Origin of the sequence: Chromobacterium piscinae, assembly GCF_021129175.1 — a bacterium.
Taxonomy (GTDB): Bacteria; Pseudomonadota; Gammaproteobacteria; order Burkholderiales; family Chromobacteriaceae; genus Chromobacterium; species Chromobacterium piscinae.
Map to the genome: position 1 here is coordinate 37,379 of NZ_JAJOHV010000058.1, position 26,091 is coordinate 63,469.

Annotated in this window: 25 protein-coding genes; 10 read left to right on the forward strand and 15 right to left on the reverse strand. The window is 63.7% G+C overall.

The features are described 5' to 3' along the window. The 10 genes from LQR33_RS14980 to LQR33_RS15025 all read right to left on the reverse strand — a co-directional run bounded on the left by LQR33_RS14980 (nucleotide 1) and on the right by LQR33_RS15025 (nucleotide 7,155). Nucleotides 1-1,311 carry an anaerobic C4-dicarboxylate transporter family protein gene (locus LQR33_RS14980; protein ID WP_166440157.1) on the reverse strand — a complete coding sequence of 437 codons (1,311 nt, stop codon included), beginning with the start codon at nucleotides 1,309-1,311 and terminating at the stop codon, nucleotides 1-3. A gap of 86 nt (nucleotides 1,312-1,397) precedes the next feature. Continuing rightward, a complete protein-coding gene (locus tag LQR33_RS14985) occupies nucleotides 1,398-2,306 on the reverse strand; it encodes a GNAT family N-acetyltransferase (protein WP_221667258.1) in 909 nt (302 codons plus the stop codon). A 122-nt stretch (nucleotides 2,307-2,428) separates the two neighbouring features. Beyond that, nucleotides 2,429-2,878 carry a 50S ribosomal protein L9 gene (rplI, locus tag LQR33_RS14990; protein WP_021476673.1) on the reverse strand — a complete coding sequence of 150 codons (450 nt, stop codon included), beginning with the start codon at nucleotides 2,876-2,878 and terminating at the stop codon, nucleotides 2,429-2,431. 22 nt (nucleotides 2,879-2,900) lie between these two features. Continuing rightward, nucleotides 2,901-3,128, reverse strand: coding sequence for a 30S ribosomal protein S18 (gene rpsR / locus LQR33_RS14995; RefSeq protein ID WP_011137185.1), 228 nt, complete (start codon nucleotides 3,126-3,128; stop codon nucleotides 2,901-2,903). Nucleotides 3,129-3,133: 5 nt separating this feature from the next. Continuing rightward, nucleotides 3,134-3,433, reverse strand: a complete 300-nt coding sequence (priB, locus tag LQR33_RS15000) for a primosomal replication protein N (RefSeq protein WP_221667259.1) — start codon at nucleotides 3,431-3,433, stop codon at nucleotides 3,134-3,136. Nucleotides 3,434-3,451: 18 nt separating this feature from the next. Beyond that, nucleotides 3,452-3,829 (reverse strand): 30S ribosomal protein S6, encoded by a 378-nt coding sequence (rpsF, locus tag LQR33_RS15005; RefSeq protein ID WP_021476675.1) that lies wholly within the window; start codon nucleotides 3,827-3,829, stop codon nucleotides 3,452-3,454. A gap of 156 nt (nucleotides 3,830-3,985) precedes the next feature. Further along, entirely contained in the window at nucleotides 3,986-4,285 is a 300-nt protein-coding gene (locus LQR33_RS15010; RefSeq protein WP_166440158.1) for a hypothetical protein, read from the reverse strand. Nucleotides 4,286-4,343: 58 nt separating this feature from the next. Further along, nucleotides 4,344-4,667: a metal-sensitive transcriptional regulator gene (locus LQR33_RS15015; RefSeq protein WP_021476678.1), complete on the reverse strand. Its 324-nt coding sequence runs from the start codon at nucleotides 4,665-4,667 to the stop codon at nucleotides 4,344-4,346. Between the two features lie 48 nt (nucleotides 4,668-4,715). Next, nucleotides 4,716-6,206, reverse strand: a complete 1,491-nt coding sequence (locus LQR33_RS15020; protein WP_231469566.1) for a multicopper oxidase family protein — start codon at nucleotides 6,204-6,206, stop codon at nucleotides 4,716-4,718. Nucleotides 6,207-6,363: 157 nt separating this feature from the next. Continuing rightward, complete coding sequence (locus tag LQR33_RS15025) at nucleotides 6,364-7,155, reverse strand: inositol monophosphatase family protein (protein ID WP_021476680.1); 792 nt, start codon at nucleotides 7,153-7,155, stop codon at nucleotides 6,364-6,366. A gap of 145 nt (nucleotides 7,156-7,300) precedes the next feature. Here LQR33_RS15025 and LQR33_RS15030 point away from each other — a divergent pair, with 145 nt between their 5' ends. Next, nucleotides 7,301-8,062, forward strand: coding sequence for an RNA methyltransferase (locus LQR33_RS15030; protein WP_221667260.1), 762 nt, complete (start codon nucleotides 7,301-7,303; stop codon nucleotides 8,060-8,062). Further along, a complete protein-coding gene (locus LQR33_RS15035) occupies nucleotides 8,052-8,963 on the forward strand; it encodes a DUF1853 family protein (protein WP_231469569.1) in 912 nt (303 codons plus the stop codon). The genes LQR33_RS15030 and LQR33_RS15035 overlap by 11 nt, the downstream gene beginning before the upstream one ends. Nucleotides 8,964-9,010: 47 nt before the next feature. On the opposite strand, the gene fnr is transcribed toward LQR33_RS15035, so the two are convergent. Continuing rightward, the gene (gene fnr / locus LQR33_RS15040; RefSeq protein ID WP_021476683.1) at nucleotides 9,011-9,757 is read right to left on the reverse strand and encodes a fumarate/nitrate reduction transcriptional regulator Fnr; all 747 of its coding nucleotides are present in this window, start codon (nucleotides 9,755-9,757) and stop codon (nucleotides 9,011-9,013) included. A gap of 103 nt (nucleotides 9,758-9,860) precedes the next feature. Between fnr and hemN the strand changes: the two genes are divergently transcribed. Beyond that, a complete protein-coding gene (gene hemN / locus LQR33_RS15045) occupies nucleotides 9,861-11,267 on the forward strand; it encodes an oxygen-independent coproporphyrinogen III oxidase (RefSeq protein ID WP_231469571.1) in 1,407 nt (468 codons plus the stop codon). A 181-nt stretch (nucleotides 11,268-11,448) separates the two neighbouring features. Then, nucleotides 11,449-13,464: a methyl-accepting chemotaxis protein gene (locus LQR33_RS15050; RefSeq protein ID WP_231469573.1), complete on the forward strand. Its 2,016-nt coding sequence runs from the start codon at nucleotides 11,449-11,451 to the stop codon at nucleotides 13,462-13,464. 47 nt (nucleotides 13,465-13,511) lie between these two features. Here LQR33_RS15050 and LQR33_RS15055 read toward each other — a convergent pair whose 3' ends face one another. Then, nucleotides 13,512-14,774, reverse strand: coding sequence for a glycerate kinase type-2 family protein (locus LQR33_RS15055; protein ID WP_221667264.1), 1,263 nt, complete (start codon nucleotides 14,772-14,774; stop codon nucleotides 13,512-13,514). Nucleotides 14,775-14,932: 158 nt separating this feature from the next. Here LQR33_RS15055 and mutS point away from each other — a divergent pair, with 158 nt between their 5' ends. Beyond that, nucleotides 14,933-17,473: a DNA mismatch repair protein MutS gene (mutS, locus tag LQR33_RS15060; RefSeq protein ID WP_221663603.1), complete on the forward strand. Its 2,541-nt coding sequence runs from the start codon at nucleotides 14,933-14,935 to the stop codon at nucleotides 17,471-17,473. Nucleotides 17,474-17,538: 65 nt separating this feature from the next. Next, complete coding sequence (locus LQR33_RS15065; RefSeq protein WP_021476688.1) at nucleotides 17,539-17,964, forward strand: hypothetical protein; 426 nt, start codon at nucleotides 17,539-17,541, stop codon at nucleotides 17,962-17,964. A 168-nt stretch (nucleotides 17,965-18,132) separates the two neighbouring features. On the opposite strand, the gene LQR33_RS15070 is transcribed toward LQR33_RS15065, so the two are convergent. Next, nucleotides 18,133-18,804 (reverse strand): pseudouridine synthase, encoded by a 672-nt coding sequence (locus LQR33_RS15070; protein WP_231177254.1) that lies wholly within the window; start codon nucleotides 18,802-18,804, stop codon nucleotides 18,133-18,135. Between the two features lie 338 nt (nucleotides 18,805-19,142). Here LQR33_RS15070 and LQR33_RS15075 point away from each other — a divergent pair, with 338 nt between their 5' ends. Beyond that, entirely contained in the window at nucleotides 19,143-21,380 is a 2,238-nt protein-coding gene (locus LQR33_RS15075) for an NADP-dependent isocitrate dehydrogenase (protein WP_166440167.1), read from the forward strand. Between the two features lie 80 nt (nucleotides 21,381-21,460). On the opposite strand, the gene LQR33_RS15080 is transcribed toward LQR33_RS15075, so the two are convergent. Continuing rightward, nucleotides 21,461-22,351, reverse strand: coding sequence for a LysR family transcriptional regulator (locus tag LQR33_RS15080; protein WP_166440168.1), 891 nt, complete (start codon nucleotides 22,349-22,351; stop codon nucleotides 21,461-21,463). Nucleotides 22,352-22,453: 102 nt separating this feature from the next. On the opposite strand from LQR33_RS15080, the gene LQR33_RS15085 reads away from it, so the two are divergent. After that, the gene (locus LQR33_RS15085; RefSeq protein WP_166440169.1) at nucleotides 22,454-22,978 is read left to right on the forward strand and encodes a GNAT family N-acetyltransferase; all 525 of its coding nucleotides are present in this window, start codon (nucleotides 22,454-22,456) and stop codon (nucleotides 22,976-22,978) included. A gap of 89 nt (nucleotides 22,979-23,067) precedes the next feature. Here LQR33_RS15085 and LQR33_RS15090 read toward each other — a convergent pair whose 3' ends face one another. After that, complete coding sequence (locus LQR33_RS15090; protein WP_011137214.1) at nucleotides 23,068-23,271, reverse strand: cold-shock protein; 204 nt, start codon at nucleotides 23,269-23,271, stop codon at nucleotides 23,068-23,070. 226 nt (nucleotides 23,272-23,497) lie between these two features. On the opposite strand from LQR33_RS15090, the gene clpS reads away from it, so the two are divergent. Together clpS and clpA are read left to right on the forward strand one after the other, a co-directional pair. Beyond that, on the forward strand, nucleotides 23,498-23,806 hold the full coding sequence (clpS, locus tag LQR33_RS15095; RefSeq protein ID WP_021476693.1) for an ATP-dependent Clp protease adapter ClpS: 309 nt from the start codon (nucleotides 23,498-23,500) through the stop codon (nucleotides 23,804-23,806). Continuing rightward, complete coding sequence (clpA, locus tag LQR33_RS15100) at nucleotides 23,806-26,085, forward strand: ATP-dependent Clp protease ATP-binding subunit ClpA (RefSeq protein WP_166440170.1); 2,280 nt, start codon at nucleotides 23,806-23,808, stop codon at nucleotides 26,083-26,085. The genes clpS and clpA overlap by 1 nt, the downstream gene beginning before the upstream one ends. The last annotated feature ends 6 nt before the right edge of the window (nucleotides 26,086-26,091 follow it).

A 26,091-nucleotide genomic window follows, 5' to 3' on the forward strand; every position in this document is an offset into this window, starting at 1 on the left:
TCACCGCAGCGCCATCAGCCCGAACCCCGCCGCGATCGACACCGCGGTGCTCACCAGGCCCGGCACGATGAAGCTGTGGTTGAACACCCAGCGCCCGATGCGGGTGGTGCCGGTGTAGTCCATCTCCACCGCGGCGATCAGGCTGGGATAGCTGGGCAGCACATAGACGCCCACCACCGCCGGATAAATGGCGATCAGCACCGGCGCCGCGATGCCCAGCGACACCCCCAGCGGCATCATCACCTTGGTGGTGGCCCCCTGGCTGAACAGAATCACCGCCATCGTGAACACCGCGAAGGCGAACAGCCACGGCGCCGACTCGATGATGCCGACGATGTTGTGCTTGAACAGCGGCAGATTGGCCTGGATGAAGGTGTCGCTCATCCACGCCGCGCCCAGGATGGTCACCGCCGCCACCGCGCCGGAGCGGAACATGCTGCCCGACACCATGGCCTGCAGATCCGCCTTGCACGCCAATACCGCCAGCGCGGAATAAGCCAGCATGCACATCTGGATCACATCCACCATCGCCACCGGCTCCATGCCCTTGGCGCCGGGCCAGGCCGGCCGCAGCTGCGGCATGGCGGCCAGACACACGATCAGCGCCACGGTGAGCAGGAAACCGTATACCGACCAGGCGGCGGTGTGCGGCAAGGCCTCGTCCGAGCTGGTTTGCGGCCGGCTGACGCGCCCTTCTTCCAGCCTGCGGCGGTAGACCGGGTCGTCGGCCAGCTCGCAGCCGTAGCGCAGCATGACCGCGCCGCCGGCCAGCGCGCCCAGCAGCGTCGCCGGAATGCTGATCATGATGATGTCGGTCAGCGCGACGCCGTGCGGCGCCAGCACCGTGGCCAGCGCCACCGTGGCGGCCGATACCGGGCAGGCGACGATGGCGTTCTGCGACGCCACGGTCAGGCCGGCCAGCGGCCGTTCCGGCCGGATGCCGGTCTTCTCGGCCACCTCCACCACGATGGGCATCAGCGCCAGCGCGATGAAGCCGGTGCCGGCGAGGAAGGTGGACAGCCAGCCCACCAGCGGCGCCAGCAATACAATGTGGCGGGGATTGCGCCGCAACAGCCGCGCGGCCACGCCCACCATGTAATCCAGCCCGCGCGCCGACTGCAGCGCCGCCGACGCGGTGATGACCGAGATGATGATCAGGATCACGTCTATCGGCGCGTGGCCTGGCTTGAGGCCGAAGACGAAGGTCAGGATGAACAGGCCGGCGCCGCCGGTGACGCCCAGCCCGATGCCGCCCATGCGCACGCCGAGGAAGATCAGCCCCAGCACCACTACGAGTTGCAGGTATACCATGATGCGACTTTCTGCATTGTCAGGCTCATATTGTCGCAATAAGCCAACGTCCGCGGATTGTCCATGATCAGGGTATTCTGATATTCCTACAAATCGCGCGCCATCGCGATCTCGCAAGCGCCATGGCCGGTATCGCCCCAATGCGCGTCCAACTGGACAAAGCCTTCCGACGCATACAGCGCCGTCGCCTCCCCCAGCGCGGCGGTGGTTTCCAGATAGCACTGCCGATAGCCCTGCGCCCGCGCCTCGTCCAGCAACAGCCGCAACAAGCGCCGCCCCAGGCCTCGTCCGCGCAGCGCCGCATCGAAATACATCTTCTGCAGCTCGCAGACCCCAGTCGAGCCGCCCGCCAGAGGCGCGATGCCGCCGCCGCCCAGCAGCCGGCCGTCGGGGGCGATCACCCCGAAGTAGCGAGAGCCCGGCCGGTCGTAAACCGGATGCAGCGCGTCGAGCTGCGGATCAAGAAAGCTGCAGCCCTCCCCCAAACCGTATTCAGCCGATACCCGCCGGATCAGCGCCGCCAACGCGCCATTGTCCGCCGCCGCCAGCGGCCGGATCGCGTAACCGCGCTGCCGGTCGGCATGCAGCAACGCCCGGCGATAGACGCGCAAGCCGTCCTCCAGCGCCGCCCGCTCCGGCAAGTCCAGCTGCGCCAGCACCCGCGCCATGTCGGCATCCATCGCCGCGTGCAGGCGCCGCAGCCAGTCGCGGCCCTGGTCGGTCAACTCGGCCTGCTTGCTGCGGCCGTCTGCCGGGTGCGCCAACCAGGCGATCAGCCCCCGCTCGGCCAGCCGCTGCAGCGGCCGGCTGCTGTTGGACTTGTCCACCCGCAGACGTCCGGCCAATTGCTGATTGCTGGCCGGCCCCGCCTCCAGTTCGATCAGCAGGTGCGCCTCCACCGGACTCAGCTCCACCTCGCCGCAGCGGCCGGCCAACATGCCCAGCTCCCTGACGATGTCGCGCGACAAGGCGCGCAGTTCCCGCTCGTCCATCATGCTTTTCTCTAAAGTTGCGATACGCAACCATAAGCGATATAAGTTGCGATACGCAACCATATTTCCACCAGACGTAAAAAAGCCCGCCGAAGCGGGCTTTTCGAAGATTCCTGAAACAGGAATTAAGCTTCGCCGACCACAACGATCTTGATCGGGGTAACCACGTCGTGGTGCAGGGCGATCTCGATGTCGTACTCGCCGATGGCCTTGAACGGGCCGTTCGGCAGGCGAACTTCGAAACGCTTCACTTCCACGCCGAACGCGGTAACGGCTTCAGCCACGTCCACGTTGGTCACGGAGCCGAACAGACGACCGTCCACACCAGCCTTCTGGGCGATGGTGATCACGGCTTCGTTCAGCTTCTCAGCGCGAACCTTGGCGTCGGCCAGGATTTCGGCTTGCTTGGCTTCCAGTTCGGCGCGGCGAGCGTCGAACTCTTTCAGGTTGGCTTCGGTAGCGCGCTTGGCTTTGCCTTGCGGGATCAGGAAGTTACGGGCGAAGCCGTTCTTCACGTTGACCACGTCACCCAGTTGACCCAGGTTGGCAACTTTTTCGAGCAGAATGATTTGCATCTTTTAAGTTCCTTTCCCGGTCTTAGTGCTGGTCGGTGTACGGCAGGAAAGCCAGGAAGCGAGCACGCTTGATAGCGGTGGTCAGCTGACGCTGGTAGCGAGCCTTGGTACCGGTGATGCGAGCCGGGATGATTTTGCCGTTTTCGGCGATGAAATCTTTCAGGAGATCAACGGATTTGTAGTCGATTTCCTTGATGCCTTCTGCCGTGAAGCGGCAGAACTTCTTGCGCTTGAAGAGTTGACGAGCCATTTTGACTAACCTTTTACAAATTCAACATATTCGATATTGAGTACCAACCGCGGATTGCGCAGACTGCGCTGGCCGAGGAATCCGGTGACGTTGATCACCTGTCCCGCCAGTTTCCCGGAATATTTCCGGGCGTCGTCGCCTATCCACACGGCCTGTATATCGCAGGCCACATCGCGTTCGAATCCGCCAGCTGTCTGTCTAGACTGATGCTTGAGCCACATTTCCACTACCGGCAAGCCGGCGGGCGTGTATCTCAGCGCATCCTCGCGTTCAACCGTGACGGTCAATACCAGACGGTTCTGCAAGTCCGTTACCTCTGCCTATTAGGCAGAAGCTTCGGCCTCGGCTGCCGGCTGCTGGGCGTCCAGCAGGTTTTTAGCCTTTTCGTCCTTCATCATCGGGGACGCGTCGGTGATGGCGCGGTCCAGCTTGATGCTGAGGTGACGCAGAACAGCGTCGTTGAACTTGAAGGCGTGCTCGATCTCGGCCAGGGTTTCCGACTGGCACTCAACGTTCATCAGAACGTAGTGAGCTTTGTGCAGCTTTTGGATCGGGTAAGCCAGTTGGCGGCGGCCCCAGTCTTCCAGACGGTGGATCTTGCCTTCGGCGGCCAGAACCATACCCTTGTAGCGTTCGATCATGGCCGGGACCTGTTCGGACTGGTCCGGGTGCACGATGAACACGATTTCGTAATGGCGCATGTGAACTCCTTTTGGCTATTCGTAGCCTTCCGCCATGCGATTGCGAAAGGCAAGGTAGTAAACCGCAGCATTCTACGCACTTTGCCGCGACCAAGCAAACTTTAGGCGCATTTATTCAGGAACATCAACGCGCTGCGCCGGCAAACCGCGGCGGATTTACAACTTCTTGTCGCGCTTGATATCCACCACCACCCCGTCGCGCAGCGTGACGATGGTGGTGTAGGGAATCTGGCCGTTGGCCAGCCAGGACAGCTGGCGGGTGGTGGAAACGGTCGTCACCCGTCCGCCGGTCAACTGGCCCTGATTGCTGTCGCTGCTGTAATCGGGCGCGCCGACCATGGACACCACTTCGGCTTCCAGCATGCCGTTGTGCAGCTTGATGTAGGTTTCGAACGGAATCGGCGCCGCGTGGGCGGCGCCGGCGAACAGCAGCGCGAGACATGCCAATTTTTTCATTGCCAACTCCCCGAAGAAAACAAAAGCCCGCGAACGCGGGCTTGCTCAAGACTTGGGCTCAACGCACCTTCTTCACCACATCGATCAGCTCGGTCACCATGCCGGTGGCGTCGCCCTGCTGCAGCGCGCGCGAAACGCAGCCCTTCATGTGGTTCTCCAGCAACTGCAGCGCCACCGCGTCCAGCGCCGACTTCACTGCCGCCACCTGGGTCAGCACGTCCACGCAGTAGCGGTCGGACTCGATCATGCCGCTGATGCCGCGCACCTGGCCCTCGATCCGCGCCAGGCGCTTCAGCAGCGCGGCCTTGCCGGGCTGCACCACGCTGCGCTCGGCCTGCGCCGCTTCATGGCAGCACTCCTGGGGAGAATGTGTATCGCCCATGACGGTTCCTGGATTTTTCATATCGGCATTATCGCCCATCCCATCGCGCTAGGCACGGACATCCAGCGTCCCCATCATGCCGGCATCCTCATGCTCCAGGATGTGGCAGTGGAACATCCGAGGCCCCGGAATGTCCTGACGGAAGCGCAGCCTCACCTTCTGCGCCGGCGGCACGTTGACCACATCACGCCAAGCAAGGTAGGGCTCGCGCCGCCAGCCCTTGCCGTCATGCCGCTCGGTCACCTGGAACTGGGTGCCGTGCAAATGGAAGGGATGGTCCATGTCGGCCCGGTTGTCCACTTCCCACTCTTCCACCGCTCCGACCTTGCCGGTGAAGTCCATCCGGTCCATGTCGAAGGTCTTGCCGTTGATCAGAAACATCGCCGCCGGATTGGCCATATCCTCGCTGAAGACCACGCGTCGCGTCACCGAGGGCTTGGGCAGCGGATCGATCCGGCGCAGGCTAGCCGGCAAAGAGGCGGTGACTACCGCGCTCCCGGCTTCGATGTCCAGCAAGGGCAATGCCTTGTCCTGTTCCGGCCCCATCATCTTGCCGCGCGCGTACGGCAACGCTACCAGGCCGGCCGGCTTGCCTGCGGCGAAGCGGCCGGTGACGGCCAGCTCGGCGCGCGCCCCCGGCGGCAGCACGAGAGATTCGACGCGGCGCGGCTTTTCGATCAGTCCGCCATCGGTCCCGACCAGCCAGACCTCGTGCGCCGGCAGCGCCAGCTTCAGCACCCGCGCGCTGGTGGCGTTCCAGATCCGCCAGCGCTGGCGCTCGCCGATGCCCAACGCCAGCTTGGGCTGCCAAGCGCCGTTGACCAGCACGAACTGTCCCTCGCGGCCATCCATCTTGTCGGCATCGCTATTGGCGGCGATCTTGCCGTCTTCATCCAGCTTGAGGTCGGACAACACCAGCCAGCGCTCCGGCAGATGGGCCAGCGGATCGTCGCCGCTTCTCACCACGAACACGCCGGCGAGGCCGCGGTACACCTGCTCGGCGGTATGGCCATGCGGATGCGGGTGGTACCAGTAGCTGCCGGCGCTTCCCGCCGGCAGCGTGAATCGATAATCGCGCCCCTGGCCAGGCTGCACCGGATCATGCGGACTGCCGTCCTGGTCAGCTGGAATCGGCAGGCCATGCCAATGCACGGTGGTAGGCTGCGGCAGGCGGTTGTCGAAGCGCAGGGCCAGCGTCTCGCCCTCGGACAACTCGATCGCCGGACCGGGCACGCTGTCGTTGTAAGCCCAGAACGCCGTCGCCGACTTGCCGGGCAGCAAGGGCAGGCTCACCGCGGCCGCGGTCAGGCAGCCCTGCAACGCGCCGTCCTTGCGCTCCAGCGGCAACCGCTTCAGCTCCGGCAACGGCAAGCCCCTGGCCAAACCCAGGGCCGCCGCATCCGGCATCGCCTCTCTCATCTCCTCTCCCATCGCCATCGCCCCGTGGCCGGCATGGGCGGACTCGGCCGCCGCCGGCCTGAGCCACCACGGCGCCAGGGCCAGCGCGGCCCCCCATCGCATCATTTGACGTCTTTGCATCGCGCGCTCCATTGAGGGCCTATCTAAGGCCTTAATACCCCCATCAGGTATATTGAACCTAGAGTGCCGGCGATGGCAACAGTTCCGCTCTCTGTGCTTGCAGGCATAAAAAAACGGCAGACCGGGTGGTCTGCCGTTTTCGGGATAATCTATCCGCTTACTTGCTTACGTGCGGCGCCAGCAGATGCAGCAACTGGGCCAGCACCTTCGGGCTGCCGGCGACGATATCGCCGGACTCGAACCAGCCCTGCTCGCCGGTGGGGTCGGTGACGATGCCGCCCGCTTCTTGCACGATCAGGCTGCCGGCCGCGATGTCCCACGGCTTCAGGTTCAGCTCGAAGAAGCCTTCGGTGCGGCCGCAGGCGACGTTGCACAGGTCCAGCGACGCGGCGCCTTCCCGGCGCACGCCGGCGGTCTTGCCGATCACGTCTTTCAGCATGCCCAGGTATTGGTCGAGGTAACTCTGGTCGGAAACCGGGAAACCGGTGCCGATCACGCACTCATTCATCATGAAGCGCTTGGAGACGCGGATGCGGCGATCGTTGAGGAAGGCGCCGACGCCGCGCGAGGCGGTGAACAGATCGTTGCGGTTCGGGTCGTAGACCACCGCCTGCTGGACCTGGCCCTTGTGCGCCAGCGCGATCGAGATGCCGTACTGGGGATGGCCGTGCAGGAAGTTGGTGGTGCCGTCGATCGGGTCGATGATCCATTCGTATTCGGAAGAACCCATGCCTTTGGCGCCGGACTCTTCTGCTAGAATCGCGTGCTTCGGATAGGCTTCGAGAATGACGTTGATGATCGCTTCCTCGGCGGCGCGATCCACCTCGGTCACAAAGTCATTGTGCTTTTTCTTCTCTACGCGGATGGCGTCGAGGTTGAGCGACGCGCGCTGGATAACACTGCCTGCGCGGCGAGCGGCTTTAACCGCGACATTGAGCATCGGATGCATTGACGGCCTCTACACTTGAACGATGGGCGGGTGTCCGTCGATGACGCGACACCCGCCGGTAACAATCTGGGTTAAGGAACAAAAAAACCCGACGCCTGGGCGCGGGCTTTTGGTATATGCCCGCTATTTTAATGTGAAAACGCCAATGAATAAACCCCAAGTACCTGATTTTCTGAAAAACATCCGCGTGGTGCTCGCCCGGCCCAACCATCCGGGCAATATCGGCTCGGCCGCGCGCGCGATGAAAACCATGGGTTTGAGCCGCCTGTATCTGGTCGAACCCAAGGTCTTCCCCAGCGACGAGGCCAACACGCTGGCCTCGGGCGCGGTGGATCTGCTGGAGAACGCCGCCGTGGTTTCCACGCTGGCCGAGGCGCTGTCCGACGTCACCGTCGCCTGCGCACTGACCAGCCGCCGCCGCGAACTGACCACGCCGCTGTCCACCCCGCGCCAGACCACGCCGGAATTGATCGCCCGCGCCCGCGACGGCGAACAAGTGGCCCTGGTATTCGGCAACGAGACCTTCGGCCTGTCCATCGAGGAAGTGGAACAGTGCAACCGCCTGGTGACCATTCCCGGCAACCCCGACTACTTCTCGCTGAACCTGGCGATGGCGGTGCAGGTGATGACCTACGAACTGTTCAGCCACACCGACGTGGACGTGGAATACCTGCGCGCCGAGGGCGAAGCGGCGACCCAGAGCGAGGTGGACGGCATGTGCGGCCACCTGGAACAGGCGATGGACGAGATCGGCTACTTCCAGCGCCGCAACAGCGAGCGGCTGATGCGCCGGATGCGCACCATGTTCCACCGCGCCGGGATGCTGCGCGAGGAGATCGACATCCTGCGCGGCTTCTACAAACAGGTGCAGCGCACCGCCTCCGGCCGTCCCGGGGATGCCGACTGAGCCCGGCCTCGCCCTGCCCTACGCGCGCCCCGCGGTGCGCGACCTCGCCTTTCTGCTGACCTCTCCTTCGCCCTGGCTGTGCGGCGCCGATCTGCCGCCGGAACGATTGCTGGGGCCGGACGGCGAGGCGCTGCTGGCCCGGCTGGATCATGCGCCAGCCAAGCTGGAGGCCTGGCTGGCTGTCGCCGCCGCCAAGCGGCTGGGGCAATATGCCGAACGGCTTTTTTCCTTCTGGTTTCATCAAGCCCCGCACATCAAACCAGTCGCAGAAAATCTTAAAGTCATAAACAGGGAGCGCCGGACCATCGGAGAGTTCGACTTCCTGCTGCTGCTGGACGGCGAGCCCTGGCATCTGGAAACAGCCAGCAAGCTTTACCTTTCGCTGGGCGAAACCGCCGACGATCTGGTCGGTCCCGGCCTCAATGACGCCTGGCATTTGAAAGCGACCAAAACCACAACACAATTGCGGCTTTCCCGCCATCCAGACGCGCAGTCCGTCCTCCCGGACGGTTTCCAGAGCTGCCGCGCCGCGGCCCGGCTCTGCGGCTGGTTCTTCTATCCGGCGGACCAATCTCCGCCCGCGCCGCTCAACCCCCATCAGCTGCGCGGCTGGCTCGCGCCGAGGGACGCCCCCTGGCCGCGCGCCGGCGGCGATTCGCGCTGGGCCTGGCTGCCCAGGCTGTCATGGCTCGCCCCGGCGCTGCTGGCCAAAGCCGATACGCTGGACGAGGCGGCCCTGCGCGCGCGGCTGCAAGCGATACCGGCGCCGCAGCTGCTGGCCGAACTGCGAGCGGTCGGCCGCGGCATGTGGCGCGAGATCGCGCGCGGCTTCGTCGTCCCGCCCGGCTGGCCGGACCCGGCGCGCCTGGCGGCGCTGAAGCTCAAAATCTCGCGGACATGAAAAAAGGCAGGCGTCGCGCCTGCCTTGATTGCCGATTCCGGACAGCCTTAGTGGCCGTCGGCGTGCATGCAGCCTGAAATCAGGTTTTTCAGCTCGTCTACCAGCACCAGTTGGATGTGCTTGTGATCGACGGTGATCCAGCCCTGCTGCTGGAACTTGGACAGCGTGCGGCTGACCGTTTCCAACTTCAGGCCGAGGAAGCTGCCGATCTCTTCGCGGCTCATGCGCAGGATGAAGTCGTTGGCGGCGAAGCCCCGGGTGGACAGCCGCTGCGACAAGTTCAGCAGGAAGGCGGCGATGCGCTCCTCCGCCTTCATATTGCCCAGCAGCAGCATCACGTTCTGGTCGCGCACGATCTCGCGGCTCATCAGGCGGTAGAAGTGGTGCTGCAGGCTGGGGATGTCGCGGGACAGCGACTCCATCCGGGTGAACGGCAGCTCGCATACTTCGCTGTCCTCCAGCGCCACCGCGTCGCAGCTGTGGTTGCTGGAGGAAATGCCGTCCAAGCCCATCAGCTCGCCCGACATCAGGAAGCCGGTCACCTGTTCGCGGCCATCCTGGCTGGCGACACAGGTTTTGAAGAAGCCGGTGCGGATCGCGTACAGCGACTTGAAGGACTCGCCGCTGCGGAACAGGTATTCGCCGCGCTTCAGGCGGCGGCTCTGGCGGATCACCGCGTCCAGCTGGCCCATTTCCTCGCGGTTCAGACCGACAGGCAGGCATAGCTCGCGCAGGCTGCAGCTGGAGCAGGAAATTTTCAGCGTATGCAGGGAGGTTTGGTTTTGTTCAGACATGCTGTATGTGCAAGCCGGCGAAGCTTGACCCTTATCAAGGCGGAATTCACTAATTTTTCGCAAATTTACCAGTCCTCCAGAAGTTTTACCATCCGAATACGACATGAAAACTACCCACCCCTTCTCTCCCGCCCATTTTGTCTTCGATCGCGAGTTGATCGAGAGGCTGGATGGCGCGGGGCCTAGATACACATCCTACCCGACGGCAGATCGTTTTACGTCTAATTTCTCGACGCAAGACTATCTGGACAAATTGCGTCAGCGCCAGATCGGCGCCAACCGCAAGCCTCTATCATTGTACGCTCATATACCTTTTTGCAACACCATCTGTTATTACTGCGCCTGCAACAAGATCATCACCAAAGATAGCGGCAAGGCGGACCAGTATCTGGACTATCTGGAGAAGGAAATCCGCCTGGTGTCCGCGGAGCTGGGCATCCGGGAAAAAGTGATACAGCTGCACTTCGGCGGCGGTACGCCCACCTTCCTGTCCGATGCCCAGCTTGAGCGGCTGATGGGCATCCTGAGCACCCACTTCGAATTCCTGAGCGACGGAGAATATTCCATAGAGATTGATCCGCGCAAGGTAAAACGTGAAACCATGCTGAAATTGGCAGGATATGGTTTCAACCGCGTCAGCGTGGGCATACAAGATTTCGATCCCGCGGTGCAGCGCGCGGTAAACCGGATTCAGACCGAAGAGGAAACCCGCGCGGTGATCGAAGCGGCGCGCGAAGGCGGATTCAAATCGGTCAGCCTGGACCTGATCTACGGCCTGCCGCTGCAAAGCCGCGAAACCATGCGCGACACGCTGCGGAAGGCGCTGGCGCTGGACCCCGACCGGCTGTCGCTGTACAACTACGCCCACCTTCCCAGCGTGTTCATGCCGCAACGGCGAATCAACGAGGCGGATCTGCCGCCGGCCGCGGTCAAGCTGGACATCCTGCAGGACGCGGTGAAGACGCTGACCGACGCCGGCTACGTGTTCATCGGCATGGATCATTTCGCCAAGCCCGACGACGAGCTGGCCATCGCCCTGCGCCAGGGCCGGCTGCAACGCAACTTCCAGGGCTATTCCACCCATTCCGATTGCGACATGCTGGCCTTCGGCGTCTCCTCCATCGGCAAGGTGGGCTCCTGTTACAGCCAGAACGACAAAACGCTGGATGGCTATTACGCGGCGCTGGACCAGGGCCGGCTGCCGGTGGTGCGCGGACTGACGCTGGACAACGACGATGTGCTGCGCCGGACCATCATCCAGAGCCTGATGTGCCGTTTCGCACTATCGGTGGAAGCGATAGAAGAAATCCACGGCATCAATTTCGCCCAGTATTTTGCGGCGGAAATGCCACAGATACGCGAATTCCAGCAACAGGGCCTGCTCTCCTTCGACGGAGACTTCCTGATGGTGGAGCCCCAGGGCCGCTTTCTGATCCGCAATATCGCGATGATCTTCGACCGCCATCTGCGTGAACGCGAAACCCACGCCCACTACTCCAAAACCATCTGAAACTCTCTTCCCTCCGCGCCGGGGCCGCCCCGGCGCGCCATTCCGTTCCGTACGGAACTGCCAGTAAAGCCAGTAGCGGATATTTTTCCCTGTGAGATAAGCAAAATCACTTATACAAAGGGTATGCAAGCGTGCCGGGCAACAGATGGCGCGGCAACCCGCTTTCGCAAGGAGCCGCGCCATGTCCACACCCATCGTCAGGCTGATGCAGCGCCTGAGCTATCCGCAACGCTTCGCCGTGATCGGCGTGCTGTTCGCCGCGGCGCTGCTGTATCTGGTCTACGGCCTGTACCGCAGCAACCAGGACAATATCGACTCCACCGCCAAGGAAAAGGTGGGCGTCGCCTACATGCAGCCGCTGACCGCGATGCTGGCCCAGACCCAGCAGGGCCAGGAGCTGGCCGTGCGCGCGGCACTGGGCGACGCCCAGGCCAGAAGCGGCTTTCCCGCCGCCGCCCAGCAGTTGCAAGCCAAATGGCAGGCGCTGCAAGACGCCAACGGCCGGCTGGGCCTGGAACTGGCCAGCGACGCCGCCTGGAAGGACGCCGCCGCGGCCTGGGACAAGCTGAAGGCCACGCAGTCCGCCCAGCCTACGCAATGGATCGCCGCCTACGGCAATCTCAGCGACAAGCTGAACAATCTGATCGGCGTCATCAGCGACAACTCCAACCTGACGCTTGACCCGGACATCGACACCTATTACTTGATGGACGCCGCCACCGCCAAGCTGACCACGCTGGTCAGCCATCTGGGCGAGGCCAATGCCATCGCCACGCTGGCTGAAGCCAACCATCCGCTTGACCCCGCCCAACGCGACCGCCTGGTGGAGCTGCGGCCGCTGATCGCCGAGGTCAACGACGGCCTGGCCAGCGACATCGCCAAGGCCGTGGCCTACAACGCCGGCCTGAAGCCGGACATGTCAGCCCAGGCGGACAAGCTGGCGGCGACGCTCAAAACCCAGCTGCCGACGATAGACGACGCGGTCGGCGGCAAGACCGGCGCGGCCGGCCTGAAAGTGTCGGGACACAGCGCCGCCGGGGCCGAAACGGTGTCCGCCTACATCGCCGCCGGCCTGAAACAGCTGGACCTGCTGCTGCAGGCGCGGATAGACCGCACCGCCAGCCAGCGCGACACCTATATCGCCATCGGCGTCGCGTCGATGCTGCTGGCCATCTTTCTGTTCCACCAGCTCTACCTATCCATCACGCTGCAACTGGGCGGAGAACCGCTTTACGTGCAGCAAGTGGTGGAACAGCTGGCTGCGGGCCGGTTGGACACCCGCATTCATCTGCGCGACCGGGATGACCTCAGCCTGCTGGCGGCGATCCGCCAGATGCGCAACCAGCTGCGCGAGACCGTGGCCCAGTTGCTGGACACCTCGCGCGAGGTCAATCTAGCCGCCGACGCCATGGCGCACAGCGCGCAGAGCATCACCGCAGGCAGCGCCCAGCAGAGCGAGGCCGCCTGCAGCATGGCCGCGGCAATAGAGCAGCTCAGCACCAGCCTGTCGGTATGCGCGGAACAGTCCGAGCAAGCCAACCGCCTGTCCACCGATGCCGCCAGCCGCTCGTCGGACGGCAACCAGGTGATCGCCGCCACCGCCAGCAGCATGGACGGCATCGTGCGCGACGTGTCATCGGTCTCCAACACCATAGCCGATCTGGGCAAGCAATCCGAATCCATCGCCGGCATCGTCGACGTGATCCGCGACGTGGCCGACCAGACCAATCTGCTGGCGCTGAACGCGGCGATCGAGGCGGCGCGCGCCGGCGAGATGGGCCGCGGCTTCGCCGTGGTGGCCGACGAAGTGAGAAAGCTGGCGGAGCGCACCGCGCTGTCCACCACCGAGATCAGCAATATCGTCAGTCAGATCCAAAACACCGCGCAGAAGGGCAACGACAGCATGCAGCTGGGGATGAAGTCCATCATGGACGGCCAACAGCGCGCCCGCGAAGCCGGCAGCAGCATGGACAATATCCGCCACTGCGTGGACGACGTGCTGCACAGCATCCATCAGATCACGTCTTCGCTGCGAGAACAGAGCCACGCCAGCCAGGCGCTGGCGCAGAACGTGGAGCAAGTGTCGAAGATGTCGGAACAGAACAGCATGGCGGTCCGGGACAGCGCGGAAACGGCAGGCGAGCTGCAAGCGATTGCCCAGCGGCTGGTGAGCCTGGCCGGTCGTTTTACGGTCTGAGCGCCTACTCGCGCGATTTCCCCGCCCCAAACGCCTCAGACAGGCACTTACAACAGCAGAATCGCGCGGAAATCGTTGACGTTGGTATGCGTCGGGCCAGTAATCAATAGATCGCCCAACGCGGCGAAGAAACCGTAGCCGTCGTTGTCCGCCAAGCGCGCGCCGGCATCCACGCCCAGCGCCGCCGCCCGCGCCAGCGTGTCCGGCGCCATCAACGCGCCGGCATTGTCCTCGCTGCCGTCTATGCCGTCGGTGTCCGCCGCCAGCGCGTATACGCCCGGCAAGCCGCTCAACGCGATGGCCAGCGAGAGCAGAAACTCGCTGTTGCGCCCGCCCCTGCCCCGGCCTTTCAGCGTCACCGTGGTTTCGCCGCCGGACAGGATCAGCGCCGGCCTCGCCACCGGCGCGCCATGCGCGGCGATCTGGCGCGCGATGCCCGCGTGGACCTTGGCCGCCTCGCGCGCCTCGCCTTCTATGCTGTCGCCCAGCAGCAGCACGTTCAACCCCATACGCTTCGCCTCCTCCGCAGCCGCCTGCAACGCCAGCTGGGGAGTGGCGATCAGCCGGTACTCGGCATGCGCCAGCCGGGCGTCGCCGGGCTTAGGCGTTTCGTCCGGCTCCGCCTCCAGCAAAGCCGTGAGCGCGGGCGGCAGGGCCAGGCCATATTTGGCGATGACAGCTCGGGCGTCGGCATAGGTGCTGGGGTCGGCCACGGTCGGCCCGGAGGCGATCACCGCCGGATCGTCGCCCACCACGTCGGAAATCGCCAGCGTCACCAGCTTGGCCGGCGCGCAGGCCAAGGCCAGCCGCCCGCCTTTGATGGCGGAGAGATGCTTGCGCACCGCGTTCATCTCGTCGATGCCCGCGCCGCAGGCCAGCAATTGCCGGCTCACCTCCTGTTTATCCTCCAGGCTGACGCCACTGGCCGGCAAGGTCAGCAAGGCTGATCCTCCTCCGGACAGCAGGCAGATCACCAAATCGTCTTCGCTCAGCCCTTGAACAGCTCGCAAAATGCGTTCGGCCGCCACGCAACCGGCCGCGTCCGGAATCGGGTGCGAGGCCTCCAGCACCGTGATCCGCTCAGTCGGCGCCGCGTGGCCGTAACGCGTCGCCACCACGCCGGACATTTCCCCCGGCCACACCCGCTCCAATTCCCGCGCCATCGCCGCGGCGGCCTTGCCGGCGCCGACCACCACGACGCGCCCCTTGGGAGGCGGCGGCAGATGATCGGCCAGCCGCTGCGGCATCGCGCTGGCGACGGCGGCGTCAAACAGGCGGCGCAGCGTGGATTGCGGGTCGAGATAGGACATGACGGGTTCTCCAATGGCGATGACGCCATTCTGCCGCAGCCGGCGGCGGCTGACACCCCCGCCGCCGCGCGTTAGAATGGCGGCGATTCCAACGCCCCGCCTTCACCGGGGCGTTCAGCATTTATCCAGACCGACACAAGAGCAGAGCCCGACACCCGATGAGCACGCCCCAGCACACCCCGATGATGGCCCAATATTTCGCCCTGAAGCGCGACCACGCAGACAAGCTGCTGTTCTACCGCATGGGCGATTTCTACGAGCTGTTCTACGAGGATGCGGAAAAAGCGGCGCGCTTGCTGGACATCACGTTGACCGCGCGCGGCGCCAGCGCCGGCGTGCCGATCAAGATGGCCGGCATTCCCTACCACGCCGCCGAAGGCTACCTGGCGCGGCTGGTGAAGATGGGCGAATCGGTGGCCATCGCCGAACAGATCGGCGACCCGGCGCTGGCCAAGGGGCCGGTGGAGCGCAAGGTGGTGCGCATCGTCACGCCGGGCACGCTGACCGACGCCGCGCTGCTGGACGACAAGCGCGACAACCTGGTGCTGGCGGTCAACATGGTCAAGGGCGTGCTGGGCCTGGCCTGGCTGTCGCTCGCCAGCGGCGAGTTCAAGGTGATGCAGGCCGATGTCGAGGACTTGTCCAGCGAACTGGAGCGGCTGAAGCCGGCCGAGCTGGTGATCCCGGACGACACCGGCCTCGCCGCCTTCGAAGGCATCTCGACGCCGAAGAAAAAACTGCCGCCGTGGCAGTTCGACATCGAATCATCCAAGCTGGCGCTGACCCGCCACTTCGGCACCCGCGACCTGGCCGGCTTCGGCGCCGACACGCTGCCGGTGGCCGTCGGCGCGGCCGGCGCCTTGCTGGAATACGTGAAGTCCACCCAGGGCGTGAACCCGGCCCACATCGCCGCGCTGTCGGTGGAGGAAGCCGGCGAGCTGATCCGCATGGACGCCGCCACCCGCCGCAATCTGGAGCTGACCGAAACCATACGCGGCGAAGCCTCGCCGACGCTGGCTTCCCTGCTCGACACCTGCGCCACCAGCATGGGCAGCCGCCTGCTCGGCCACTGGCTGCACCACCCGATGCGCAACCATGGCAAGCTGGCCCGCCGCCACGGCGCGGTGCGCGCGCTGCTGGCGCGTTACCAGGACGTGCATGCCGAGCTGGACCAGGTGTCCGACATTGAGCGCATCACCTCGCGGGTGGCGCTGCGCTCGGCCCGCCCGCGCGACCTGTCGGCGCTGCGCGACTCGCTGACCGCGCTGGCCGGCGTCAAGACGCTGGCGGCCTCGCTGGACTCCGAGCTGCTGAATGAGCTCTCCGGCGTGCTGCCGGTCGATTCGCCGGTGCAAAAGATGCTGGCCGCGTCCATCCTGCCGGAACCCGCCACCTTCCTGCGCGACGGCGGCGTGATCAACGACGGCTTCAGCCCGGTGCTGGACGAACTGCGCGCCATCCAGACCGACTGCGGCGATTTCCTGCTGAAACTGGAAGCGCGCGAGAAGGAGCGCACCGGCATCACCACGCTGAAGGTGGAATTCAACCGCGTGCACGGCTTCTATATCGAGGTGTCCAAGGCCCAATCGGACAAGGTGCCGGACGACTATCGCCGCCGCCAGACGCTGAAGAACGCCGAGCGCTACATCACGCCGGAGCTGAAGGAATTCGAAGACAAGGCGCTGACCGCGCAAGACCGGGCGCTGGCGCTGGAAAAGCAGCTGTACGAGGCGCTGCTGGACGAGTTGGCGCCGCACATCGCCGAACTGAAGCTGATCTCCCAGGCCGTCGCAGCCCTGGACGTGCTGGCTGCGTTTGCCCAGCGTGCCGCCATCGGCAATTACGCCGAGCCGCAATTCGTGCCCGAGCCCCGGCTGGACATCGTCGCCGGCCGCCACCCGGTGGTGGAGGCCGAGGTGGAACGCTTCATCGCCAACGACACCAAGCTGTCCGCCGAACGCAAGCTGCTGTTGATCACCGGCCCGAACATGGGCGGTAAATCGACCTATATGCGGCAGAACGCGCTGATCACGCTCTTGGCTCATGTCGGCAGCTTCGTGCCGGCCGACAGCGCCGTGATCGGTCCGATCGACCGCATCTTCACCCGCATCGGCGCGTCGGATGACTTGGCGGGCGGCCGCTCCACCTTCATGGTGGAAATGACCGAGACCGCCAACATTCTCAACAACTCGAGCGAGCACTCGCTAGTGTTGATGGACGAGGTGGGCCGCGGGACATCCACTTTCGACGGCCTGGCGCTGGCCTGGGCCATCGCCCGCGCGCTGATCGAGAAAAACCGCGCCTACACGCTGTTCGCCACCCACTATTTCGAGCTGACCACGCTGGCCGGCGAATACCCGGCGGTGGCCAACGTGCACCTGTCCGCCGTGGAACACAAGGACCGCATCGTATTCCTGCACCACGTGGAAGACGGCCCGGCCAGCCAGAGCTACGGCCTGGCGGTGGCGCAGCTGGCCGGCGTGCCGGGCAAGGTGATCCGCGATGCCCGCCGCCATCTGGCCGACCTGGAAAACCAGTCCGCCGCCCGCGTGCAGCCGGATCTGTTCGCCGCGCCGGCGCCGGCTCCCGAGCCGGAACTTAATCCGGCAGTGGACCGTCTACACGAGATTGATCCCAATGAGTTGAGCCCGCGCCAGGCGCTGGATCTGCTGTTCGAACTCAAAAAACTGGCCAATTGACCAGCTCACTCGAGGAATCGTTTCCTATTATTACTAGATGGTAACGTTCAGAAGAGGAGCAAGTGATGTCGTTTGAAACCACCTCCGCCATTCCCAGCTTGAGCCAGCTGCTTGGCCACATCGGGGACGACGGGTCCATTGCCCTTTCCGATATCCGGGAAAAGGCCAACCTCGAACTGTCCAGCTTCGCGGAGCTGGCGCAAAAGGAATTGAGCCAGTTCGACATCAGCATGCCGCCGGCCATCAGCTTGATCAGCGGTGAAGGCTTCCAGCTCTCGCTGGAAAACCAGCACCCGCATTCGGACGAGATTCACAATTGGCTGGATGGAAATCTGATCTTGGCGCGCAAGTTCAAGGAAGTTGAAGTGCTGTTCGAATTCGTACGGGCTGCCGAAAGCGCCGGCGAGGTGTTCTCGGAAAGCTCGAACTTCCATATCGGCCTAACCAGCGCGGGTCCGATCGCTTATTTCGAGGATCATCATAACCACTAGCTGTTTGGTCCGTGACCCAATAGATCGGCGCGCGGCATCGGCGCCGCAACACCCCAGCGGGAAAGCGAAAGCTTTCCCGCTCCGCATTTCAGCCCGGCAAATACGGCAATCTCGGTCCGCGCCTCCCTGCGCCAATCGCCATTCCCGCCAAAACACCGCCCCGGCGGCTTAGGGTTTCTTGCCGCGCGCGAAACGGAAGGCAGGTTTTTTCCCCGTTTTGGCCGGACTCGGCGCCTGAGGCGCGTTGGTCCGCGGCTTGCCGACACGGCCGGCTGACTGCGCCCGCGGCAAATCCTGAAGCGAAACCTCGATCGCGCGCGCCTCTCCGGGCTGCAATCCATCCAGCTTCCAGGGACCGATCGCCACCCGTACTAGGCGCAGCGTCGGCAGGCCCGCCTTGGCCGTCATCCTTCTCACCTGGCGGTTCTTGCCTTCGCTGATGATGATTTCCAGCCAGCAGTCGGGCACCGTCTTGCGAAAACGCACCGGCGGATTGCGCGGCCACAGCTCCGGACTGTCGATGCGCCTCACCTGGGCCGGCTGCGTGACGAAATCGCCCAGGTCCACGCCCCGGCGCAGTATCTCCAGCTGCTCGTCCTTGGGCTCGCCCTCCACCTGCACCCAATAAGTCTTGGGCAGCTTCCAGCGCGGATCCGCGATGCGGTGCTGCAGCGCGCCATCCCCGGTCAACAGCAGCAAGCCCTCGCTGTCGGTATCGAGCCGGCCGGCCGGATAGACGCCGGACTGCGCCACGCAGGATTTCAGCGTGGAGTGAGTAGGATGTTCAGAGAACTGGCAAATCACGCCGTAAGGCTTGTTGAGCAGGATGAGCTGGGGCATGCGGACAACGCGAGGAAACATAAGGTAGGCGAATGATAGCAAGCCCGCGCTGCGCCGTGATCGATATCGTGCGCCGAACGCCGCCATTCGGCGGTTCGAACAAGCGTTTTATTCGCATCCGAACGTCCATCCGCCAGTTATCAGGCATAAAAGTTTCAGTTGCGCCGCCAACCAAGCCTGTGAGAAGAGGTATAATTCGCTTTTGAAAATTGCCCAAGAGCCGCCAGACGCCCGCGTCAGGCCGGCCGCCCGCTCCGATGTTCCCCGGGACGTCGTCCGAGCGTTGAACTCTTCGCGCAATCGTTCTGTCGTCACAAGATCAACATGGAGATAGAGTAATGCCAGCAGAACAATCGAAAATCATCTACACCCTCACCGACGAAGCGCCGGCGCTGGCCACCAGTTCTTTCCTGCCCATCGTCCAGGCCTTCGCGGGCTCGGCCGGCGTCCAGGTGGATACCGCCGACATCTCCGTGGCCGCGCGCGTGCTGGCCGAATTCCCCGATTATCTGACCGACGAACAGAAGGTTCCGAACACCCTGGCCGAACTGGGCAAGCTGACGCTGCAGCCGGAAGCCAACATCATCAAGCTGCCGAATATCAGCGCCTCGGTGGCCCAGCTGGCCGCCTGCGTCAAGGAGCTGCAATCCAAGGGCTACAAGCTGCCCGACTACCCGGAAAATCCGGCCAACGACGAAGAAAAGGCGATCAAGGACCGCTACGCCAAGTGTCTGGGCTCGGCAGTCAACCCAGTGCTGCGCGAAGGCAACTCCGACCGCCGCGCGCCGCTGGCGGTGAAGAACTATGCCAAGAAGCACCCGCACTCGATGGGCGAATGGAAGCAGTGGTCGCAGACCCACGTCTCCCACATGCACCACGGCGATTTCTACCACGGCGAAAAGTCCATCACACTGGACAAGGCGCGCGACGTCAAGATGGAGCTGGTGACCAAGAGCGGCCAGACCATCGTGCTGAAGCCCAAGGTGGCGCTGCAGAACGGCGAAATCATCGACTCGATGTTCATGAGCAAGAAAGCGCTGTGCGAATTCTACGAACGCGAGATGGAAGACTGCCGCGAGGCCGGCATCCTGTTCTCGCTGCACGTGAAGGCCACCATGATGAAGGTGTCCCACCCCATCGTGTTCGGCCACTGCGTCAAGATCTACTACAAGGACGCATTCGAGAAACACGGCAAGCTGTTCGACGAGCTGGGCGTCAACGTCAACAACGGCATGGCCACGCTGTACGAGAAGATCGAAACCCTGCCGGCCTCCAAGCGCGAAGAAATCATCCGCGACCTGCACGCCTGCCAGGAACACCGTCCGCGCCTGGCAATGGTTGACTCCGCCAAGGGCATCACCAACTTCCACTCGCCGAACGACGTGATCGTGGACGCTTCGATGCCGGCGATGATCCGCACCGGCGGCAAGATGTGGGGCGCCGACGGCAAGCCTTACGACTGCAAGGCAGTGATGCCGGAATCGACTTTCGCCCGCATCTACCAGGAGATGATCAACTTCTGCAAATGGCACGGCAATTTCGACCCGCGCACCATGGGCACCGTGCCCAACGTCGGCCTGATGGCGCAGAAAGCCGAAGAATACGGCTCGCACGACAAGACCTATGAAATCCAGGCCGACGGCGTCGCCAACATCGTCGACCTCGCCACCGGCGAAGTGCTGCTGAGCCAAAACGTGGAAGCCGGCGACATCTGGCGCATGTGCCAGGTCAAGGACGCGCCGATCCGCGACTGGGTCAAGCTGGCCGTGACCCGCGCCCGCAACTCCGGCATGCCGGCGGTGTTCTGGCTGGACCCGTATCGCCCGCACGAGAACGAACTGATCAAGAAGGTGCAAACCTACCTGAAGGATTACGACACCAACGGCCTGGACATCCACATCATGTCCCAGGTGCGCGCGATGCGCTTCACGCTGGAGCGCGTGGCGCGCGGCCTGGACACCATCTCGGTCACTGGCAACATCCTGCGCGACTACCTGACCGACCTGTTCCCGATCATGGAGCTGGGCACCTCGGCCAAGATGCTGTCCATCGTGCCGCTGATGGCTGGCGGCGGCATGTACGAAACCGGCGCCGGCGGCTCTGCGCCTAAGCACGTGCAACAGTTGCTGGAAGAGAACCACCTGCGCTGGGACTCGCTCGGCGAATTCCTGGCGCTGGCGGTGTCGCTGGAAGATCTGGGCATCAAGACCGGCAACGCCAAAGCCAAAGTACTGGCCAAGACGCTGGACCTGGCCACCGGCAAGCTGCTAGACGAGAACAAGTCCCCGTCCCGCCGCACCGGCGAGCTGGACAACCGCGGCAGCCAGTTCTACCTGTCGATGTACTGGGCCCAGGCGCTGGCCGCGCAGACTGACGACAAGGAGCTGCAAGCCCGCTTCGCGCCTGTCGCCAAGCAACTGGCCGACAACGAGCAGAAGATCCTGGCCGAACTGAAGGCCGTGCAGGGCAAAGCGGCCGATATCGGCGGCTACTACCTGCCGGACGCCGCCAAGTGCAGCGCGGTGATGCGCCCCAGCGCCACCTTCAACGCGGCGATCTCCTCCGTGCAGGCCTAAAACCTGGCCAGCAGACCACAAGCCCCCGGTTCCCGGGGGCTTTTTCATGCCCGCGCCCTCTCCGCGCGTGGCTCCGCCAATCAACGCCAATCGTCGGCCAGCGTCCGCGCCGCCTCCAGCATCATCGTCTTCGCCGCATCCGGCCGCTTGCCCCCGCGCCAAGCCATCATCAGCCGCCAACGGCCCAGCTCCGGCTCCTGCAACGGCAATTCCCGCAGCGCGCCCCACTCCAGCTCCTGCCGCACCGCCAAGCGCGGCACGAAGGCAACATAACCGTGCCAGAGGGCCAGATCGCGCGCGGCCGAGGCCGGTTGCGGCAGATGGATGGGCCTGCCTGGCGCGCGCAGCCGCCTCAGACGGCGAACCAATTCCTCGGCGCCGTCTCCCCAGTTCTGGGGCGCCAGCGGATATTCCGCCAATCGGCCGAGTGGCAGCTCCCGCCCATCGCCCGCCAGCGGATGAGAAGGAGCCGCCACCGCCACAATCGGCGAATCGCACAAGGCCTCCATTTCCAGTCCTGAGACAGCGGGCCTTTGCAACACAAAACCGATATCCAACTCGCCGCCCAGCAACTGCTGCAGTATTTGGGGCGAATGATCGGTATCGCAGCGGATTTCCAGCGGCGCCTCGGCCAGCTTCGCCAGCAAGGGACCAAACACCACGCCCGCCAAAGAAGGCAGGCAAGCCACCCGCACCCTCGGCAACCCCTCCGCCCCCGCCAAACGCTCCCGCCCCTCGGCCAGCGCGTCCAGTGCCGCTCGCGCCGCGGGCAAAAACGCCATGCAGGCCGCGGTAGGCTCCGCGCCCCGGCGGTGCCGGCTGAACAATTTCACCCCCAGCCGCGTCTCCAGCAGGGCGACGCGCTGGCTGGCCTGCGGCTGCGACCAGCCTCTTCGCGCCGCCGCCTGGCTGAAACTGCCCAATGCGGCCACGTCCAACAGCAACTCAAGATCATCCAGACTCACAGACATAATAAAAATCCATGGCAAATATTTCAGCCAACGCGTTACATCATAGCTCTTCGCCTCCGACAATGGACTCACTTCCAATCGACGGAAACAGATGAGAAACACATGCGGCATATCCAGACCGAACGCCTGCTGCTGCGCGCCATCAGCGCCGGCGATGCCGAAGCGCTGTACGCGATCTTCGGCGACCCCGAAACCAACCGTTACAATCCACACGGCCCCCATTCCTCCATCGAGCATGCCCGCATGGCGCTGGCTGGATGGACGGAGGAATGGAAACGCCATGGCTTCGGCCGCTGGTCAGTGGCCTGTCGGGAGGAGCCTGGCCGGATCATCGGTTTCGGCGGCCTCAGCTACGGCGACTACGGCGGCCAAGACAGGCTGAATTTGGGCTATCGCTTCGCGCCTTCGGCCTGGGGAAAGGGATTGGCCAGCGAAATGGCCCGGCAAGCGCTGCAATGCGCGTTCGAAGCCCTGGCCGCGCCTGCCGTGTTCGCCAAGGTCCGCCCAGCCAATCTGCCTTCGATCCGAGTGCTGCTTCGATCCGGCTTCAGCCATCACGGCAGCCTGCGCGACATCCCAGCCGCGCCGGCGTCATTGGTCTATATTTCGCGTGCACCGGCCAAGTAGGCCGCCATGAAAATGAAAAGCCCGCCTGAGGCGGGCTTTGAAATATGCCTTGCAGCCCACCACGCGGCGGGACTGAGTCCAGAACAGACTTACGCGTTCTGGATATTGGACGCTTGCTTACCTTTCGGGCCGGACACCACTTCAAAGCTTACACGCTGACCCTCTTTCAGGGTCTTGAAGCCTTGCATGTTGATGGCCGAGAAATGGGCGAACAGATCCTCGCCACCTTCGTCCGGGGTAATAAAGCCGAAGCCTTTTGCGTCATTGAACCACTTCACGGTACCAAATGCCATTTAACTTCCTTGCGAAAAAAAGGCTGGTGAAGCCGACCAACTTAGAGCTTAATAGAGTTTGACAAAATGCTGTGCCGCAAAATGCCAAACAGTTAAGCCAAGCACCAGCTGCATTTCTACGCAAGCGCGGCGACGGCGTCAAGTGATTGCGGTCTTGAGAGCCCCCTTGAAAAAAAGTCTGGGGGAACCAAAATTGAAGTGAGGCACCGTTTCAGTGAAAGTCGACATGTCCACCTCGGTCAAAGACGATGCCCAGCTTGAGGCGTCACGGGTTAGGGAAAACCCACCCCCGATGTATAAGGTGTTGTTATTGAACGATGATTTTACCCCAATGGACTTCGTGGTGCAGGTTCTCCAGCAGTTCTTCTACATGAACAGAGAGAAGGCCACCCAGATCATGCTGCAAGTCCACACGCAAGGTCACGGCGTGTGTGGCGTTTATACCAAAGACGTGGCTGCAACGAAGGTCGAGCAGGTGTTGCAATATGCGAAAGCGCATCAGCATCCGCTTCAGTGCGTAATGGAGGAAAACTGATGATTGCCCAGGAGCTTGAAGTAAGCCTGCACATGGCGTTCATGGACGCACGGCGCAAGCGCCACGAGTTCATCAGCGTGGAGCATCTGCTGCTCGCGATGACCGACAACCCGTCGGCCGCAGAAGTCTTGCGGGCCTGCGGCGCCAATATCGACCAACTCAAGAAGCAGCTGACCGACTTCATCGATGAGCACACTCCCACCGTGCCCGGCGAGGCGGAAGTCGAAACCCAGCCAACGCTTGGATTCCAACGCGTGATCCAGCGCGCGATCCTGCACGTGCAGTCGTCGGGCAAGAAGGAAGTGTCCGGCGCGAACATCCTGGTCGCCATCTTCGGCGAGAAGGATTCGCACGCGGTGTACTATCTGCACCAGCAAGGCATCTCGCGGCTGGACGTCGTCAACTTCATCTCGCACGGCATCACCAAGCAGCGGTCGCAGCAGCCGCCGCAGGAGCCGCGCGACAGCGGCAACAACGACGCGGACGGCGAAGAGCAGGCCACCGGACCGGGAGGGGCGCTGGAAAACTACACCCAGAACCTCAACCAGATGGCCCGCGACGGCAAAATCGACCCCTTGATCGGCCGCGAGCATGAGCTTGAGCGCACGGTGCAGATCCTGTGCCGCCGCCGCAAGAACAACCCGCTGCTGGTCGGCGAGGCTGGCGTCGGCAAGACCGCCATCGCCGAAGGCCTTGCTCGCCGCATCGTCGGCGGCGAGGTGCCGGAGATCCTGTCCAAGTCCACCGTCTACGCGCTGGACATGGGCGCCCTGCTGGCCGGCACCAAGTATCGCGGCGATTTCGAGCAGCGCTTGAAGGCGGTGATCAAACAGCTGACCGAGGACACCAACGCCATCCTGTTCATCGACGAAATCCACACGCTGATCGGCGCCGGCGCGGCCTCGGGCGGCACGCTGGACGCGTCCAACCTGCTCAAGCCGGCGCTGTCCAACGGCAGCCTGCGCTGCATAGGCGCGACGACGTACAACGAGTACCGCGGCATCTTCGAGAAGGACAACGCGCTGTCCCGCCGTTTCCAGAAGATAGACGTCACCGAGCCGACGGTGCAGCAAACGGTGGAAATCCTGAAGGGTCTGAAGTCTCGCTTCGAAGCCCACCACGGCGTCAAGTACACGCAATCGGCGCTGTCCACCGCGGCGGAGCTGTCGGCGCGCTACATCAACGACCGCCACCTTCCGGACAAGGCCATCGACGTGATCGACGAGGCCGGCGCCGCGCAAAAGATCCTGCCCAAGTCGCGGCAGAAGAAGGTGATCAACAAGTCGGAGATCGAAGAGATCGTCGCCAAGATCGCCCGCATTCCGCCGAAGACGGTCTCCAGCGACGACAAGAACGTGCTGAAGAACCTGGAGCGCGATCTGAAAAACGTGGTGTTCGGCCAGGAGAAGGCGATCGAAGGCCTAGCCAGCGCGATCAAGATGACCCGCTCCGGCCTGGGCAATCCGCAGAAGCCGATCGGATCGTTCCTGTTCTCCGGCCCCACCGGCGTCGGCAAGACCGAACTGGCGCGCCAGCTGGCCTACATCCTCGGCGTCGAGCTGATCCGCTTCGACATGTCCGAGTACATGGAGCGCCACGCGGTGTCGCGGCTGATCGGCGCGCCTCCCGGCTACGTCGGCTTCGAGCAGGGCGGCCAGCTGACCGAGGCCATCAACAAGCATCCGTACGCGGTGGTGCTGCTGGACGAGATCGAAAAAGCGCATCCGGACATCTACAACGTGCTGCTGCAGGTGATGGACCACGGAACGCTGACCGACAACAATGGCCGCAAGGCGGACTTCCGCAACGTGGTGCTGATCATGACCACCAACGCCGGCGCCGAATCGTTGTCCAAGCCTTCGCTGGGCTTCACCCAGACCAAGGCCGCCGGCGACGAGATGGGCGACATCAAGCGGATGTTCAGCCCCGAGTTCCGCAACCGCCTGGATGCCATCATCCCCTTCGGCATGCTGGACGAGCAGATCATTCTGCAAGTGGTGGACAAGTTCCTGATGCAGCTGGAACAGCAGTTGTCGGAGAAGCATGTCGACATCCACTTCACCGACGAGTTGCGCCGCTACCTGGCGAAGAACGGCTTCGACCCGCTAATGGGCGCCCGCCCGATGGCCCGTCTGATCCAGGACACGCTGCGCAAGGCGCTGGCCGACGAGCTGCTGTTCGGCCGGCTGGTCGCCGGCGGCGAAGTCACCGTCACGGTCGCCGACGACAAGGTGGAACTGTTGTTCGACCAGAGCGCGCTGGCGGCGGAACCCGTCTAACCTCGT

Coding starts and splice junctions, on each gene's coding strand:
- LQR33_RS14980 (WP_166440157.1), bottom strand. CDS start 1,311: ATGGTATACCTGCAACTCGTAGTGGTGCTGGGGCTGATCTTCCTCGGC.
- LQR33_RS14985 (WP_221667258.1), bottom strand. CDS start 2,306: ATGATGGACGAGCGGGAACTGCGCGCCTTGTCGCGCGACATCGTCAGG.
- rplI (WP_021476673.1), bottom strand. CDS start 2,878: ATGCAAATCATTCTGCTCGAAAAAGTTGCCAACCTGGGTCAACTGGGT.
- rpsR (WP_011137185.1), bottom strand. CDS start 3,128: ATGGCTCGTCAACTCTTCAAGCGCAAGAAGTTCTGCCGCTTCACGGCA.
- rpsF (WP_021476675.1), bottom strand. CDS start 3,829: ATGCGCCATTACGAAATCGTGTTCATCGTGCACCCGGACCAGTCCGAA.
- LQR33_RS15010 (WP_166440158.1), bottom strand. CDS start 4,285: ATGAAAAAATTGGCATGTCTCGCGCTGCTGTTCGCCGGCGCCGCCCAC.
- LQR33_RS15015 (WP_021476678.1), bottom strand. CDS start 4,667: ATGGGCGATACACATTCTCCCCAGGAGTGCTGCCATGAAGCGGCGCAG.
- LQR33_RS15020 (WP_231469566.1), bottom strand. CDS start 6,206: ATGCAAAGACGTCAAATGATGCGATGGGGGGCCGCGCTGGCCCTGGCG.
- LQR33_RS15025 (WP_021476680.1), bottom strand. CDS start 7,155: ATGCATCCGATGCTCAATGTCGCGGTTAAAGCCGCTCGCCGCGCAGGC.
- LQR33_RS15030 (WP_221667260.1), top strand. CDS start 7,301: ATGAATAAACCCCAAGTACCTGATTTTCTGAAAAACATCCGCGTGGTG.
- LQR33_RS15035 (WP_231469569.1), top strand. CDS start 8,052: ATGCCGACTGAGCCCGGCCTCGCCCTGCCCTACGCGCGCCCCGCGGTG.
- fnr (WP_021476683.1), bottom strand. CDS start 9,757: ATGTCTGAACAAAACCAAACCTCCCTGCATACGCTGAAAATTTCCTGC.
- hemN (WP_231469571.1), top strand. CDS start 9,861: ATGAAAACTACCCACCCCTTCTCTCCCGCCCATTTTGTCTTCGATCGC.
- LQR33_RS15050 (WP_231469573.1), top strand. CDS start 11,449: ATGTCCACACCCATCGTCAGGCTGATGCAGCGCCTGAGCTATCCGCAA.
- LQR33_RS15055 (WP_221667264.1), bottom strand. CDS start 14,774: ATGTCCTATCTCGACCCGCAATCCACGCTGCGCCGCCTGTTTGACGCC.
- mutS (WP_221663603.1), top strand. CDS start 14,933: ATGAGCACGCCCCAGCACACCCCGATGATGGCCCAATATTTCGCCCTG.
- LQR33_RS15065 (WP_021476688.1), top strand. CDS start 17,539: ATGTCGTTTGAAACCACCTCCGCCATTCCCAGCTTGAGCCAGCTGCTT.
- LQR33_RS15070 (WP_231177254.1), bottom strand. CDS start 18,804: ATGCCCCAGCTCATCCTGCTCAACAAGCCTTACGGCGTGATTTGCCAG.
- LQR33_RS15075 (WP_166440167.1), top strand. CDS start 19,143: ATGCCAGCAGAACAATCGAAAATCATCTACACCCTCACCGACGAAGCG.
- LQR33_RS15080 (WP_166440168.1), bottom strand. CDS start 22,351: ATGTCTGTGAGTCTGGATGATCTTGAGTTGCTGTTGGACGTGGCCGCA.
- LQR33_RS15085 (WP_166440169.1), top strand. CDS start 22,454: ATGCGGCATATCCAGACCGAACGCCTGCTGCTGCGCGCCATCAGCGCC.
- LQR33_RS15090 (WP_011137214.1), bottom strand. CDS start 23,271: ATGGCATTTGGTACCGTGAAGTGGTTCAATGACGCAAAAGGCTTCGGC.
- clpS (WP_021476693.1), top strand. CDS start 23,498: ATGTCCACCTCGGTCAAAGACGATGCCCAGCTTGAGGCGTCACGGGTT.
- clpA (WP_166440170.1), top strand. CDS start 23,806: ATGATTGCCCAGGAGCTTGAAGTAAGCCTGCACATGGCGTTCATGGAC.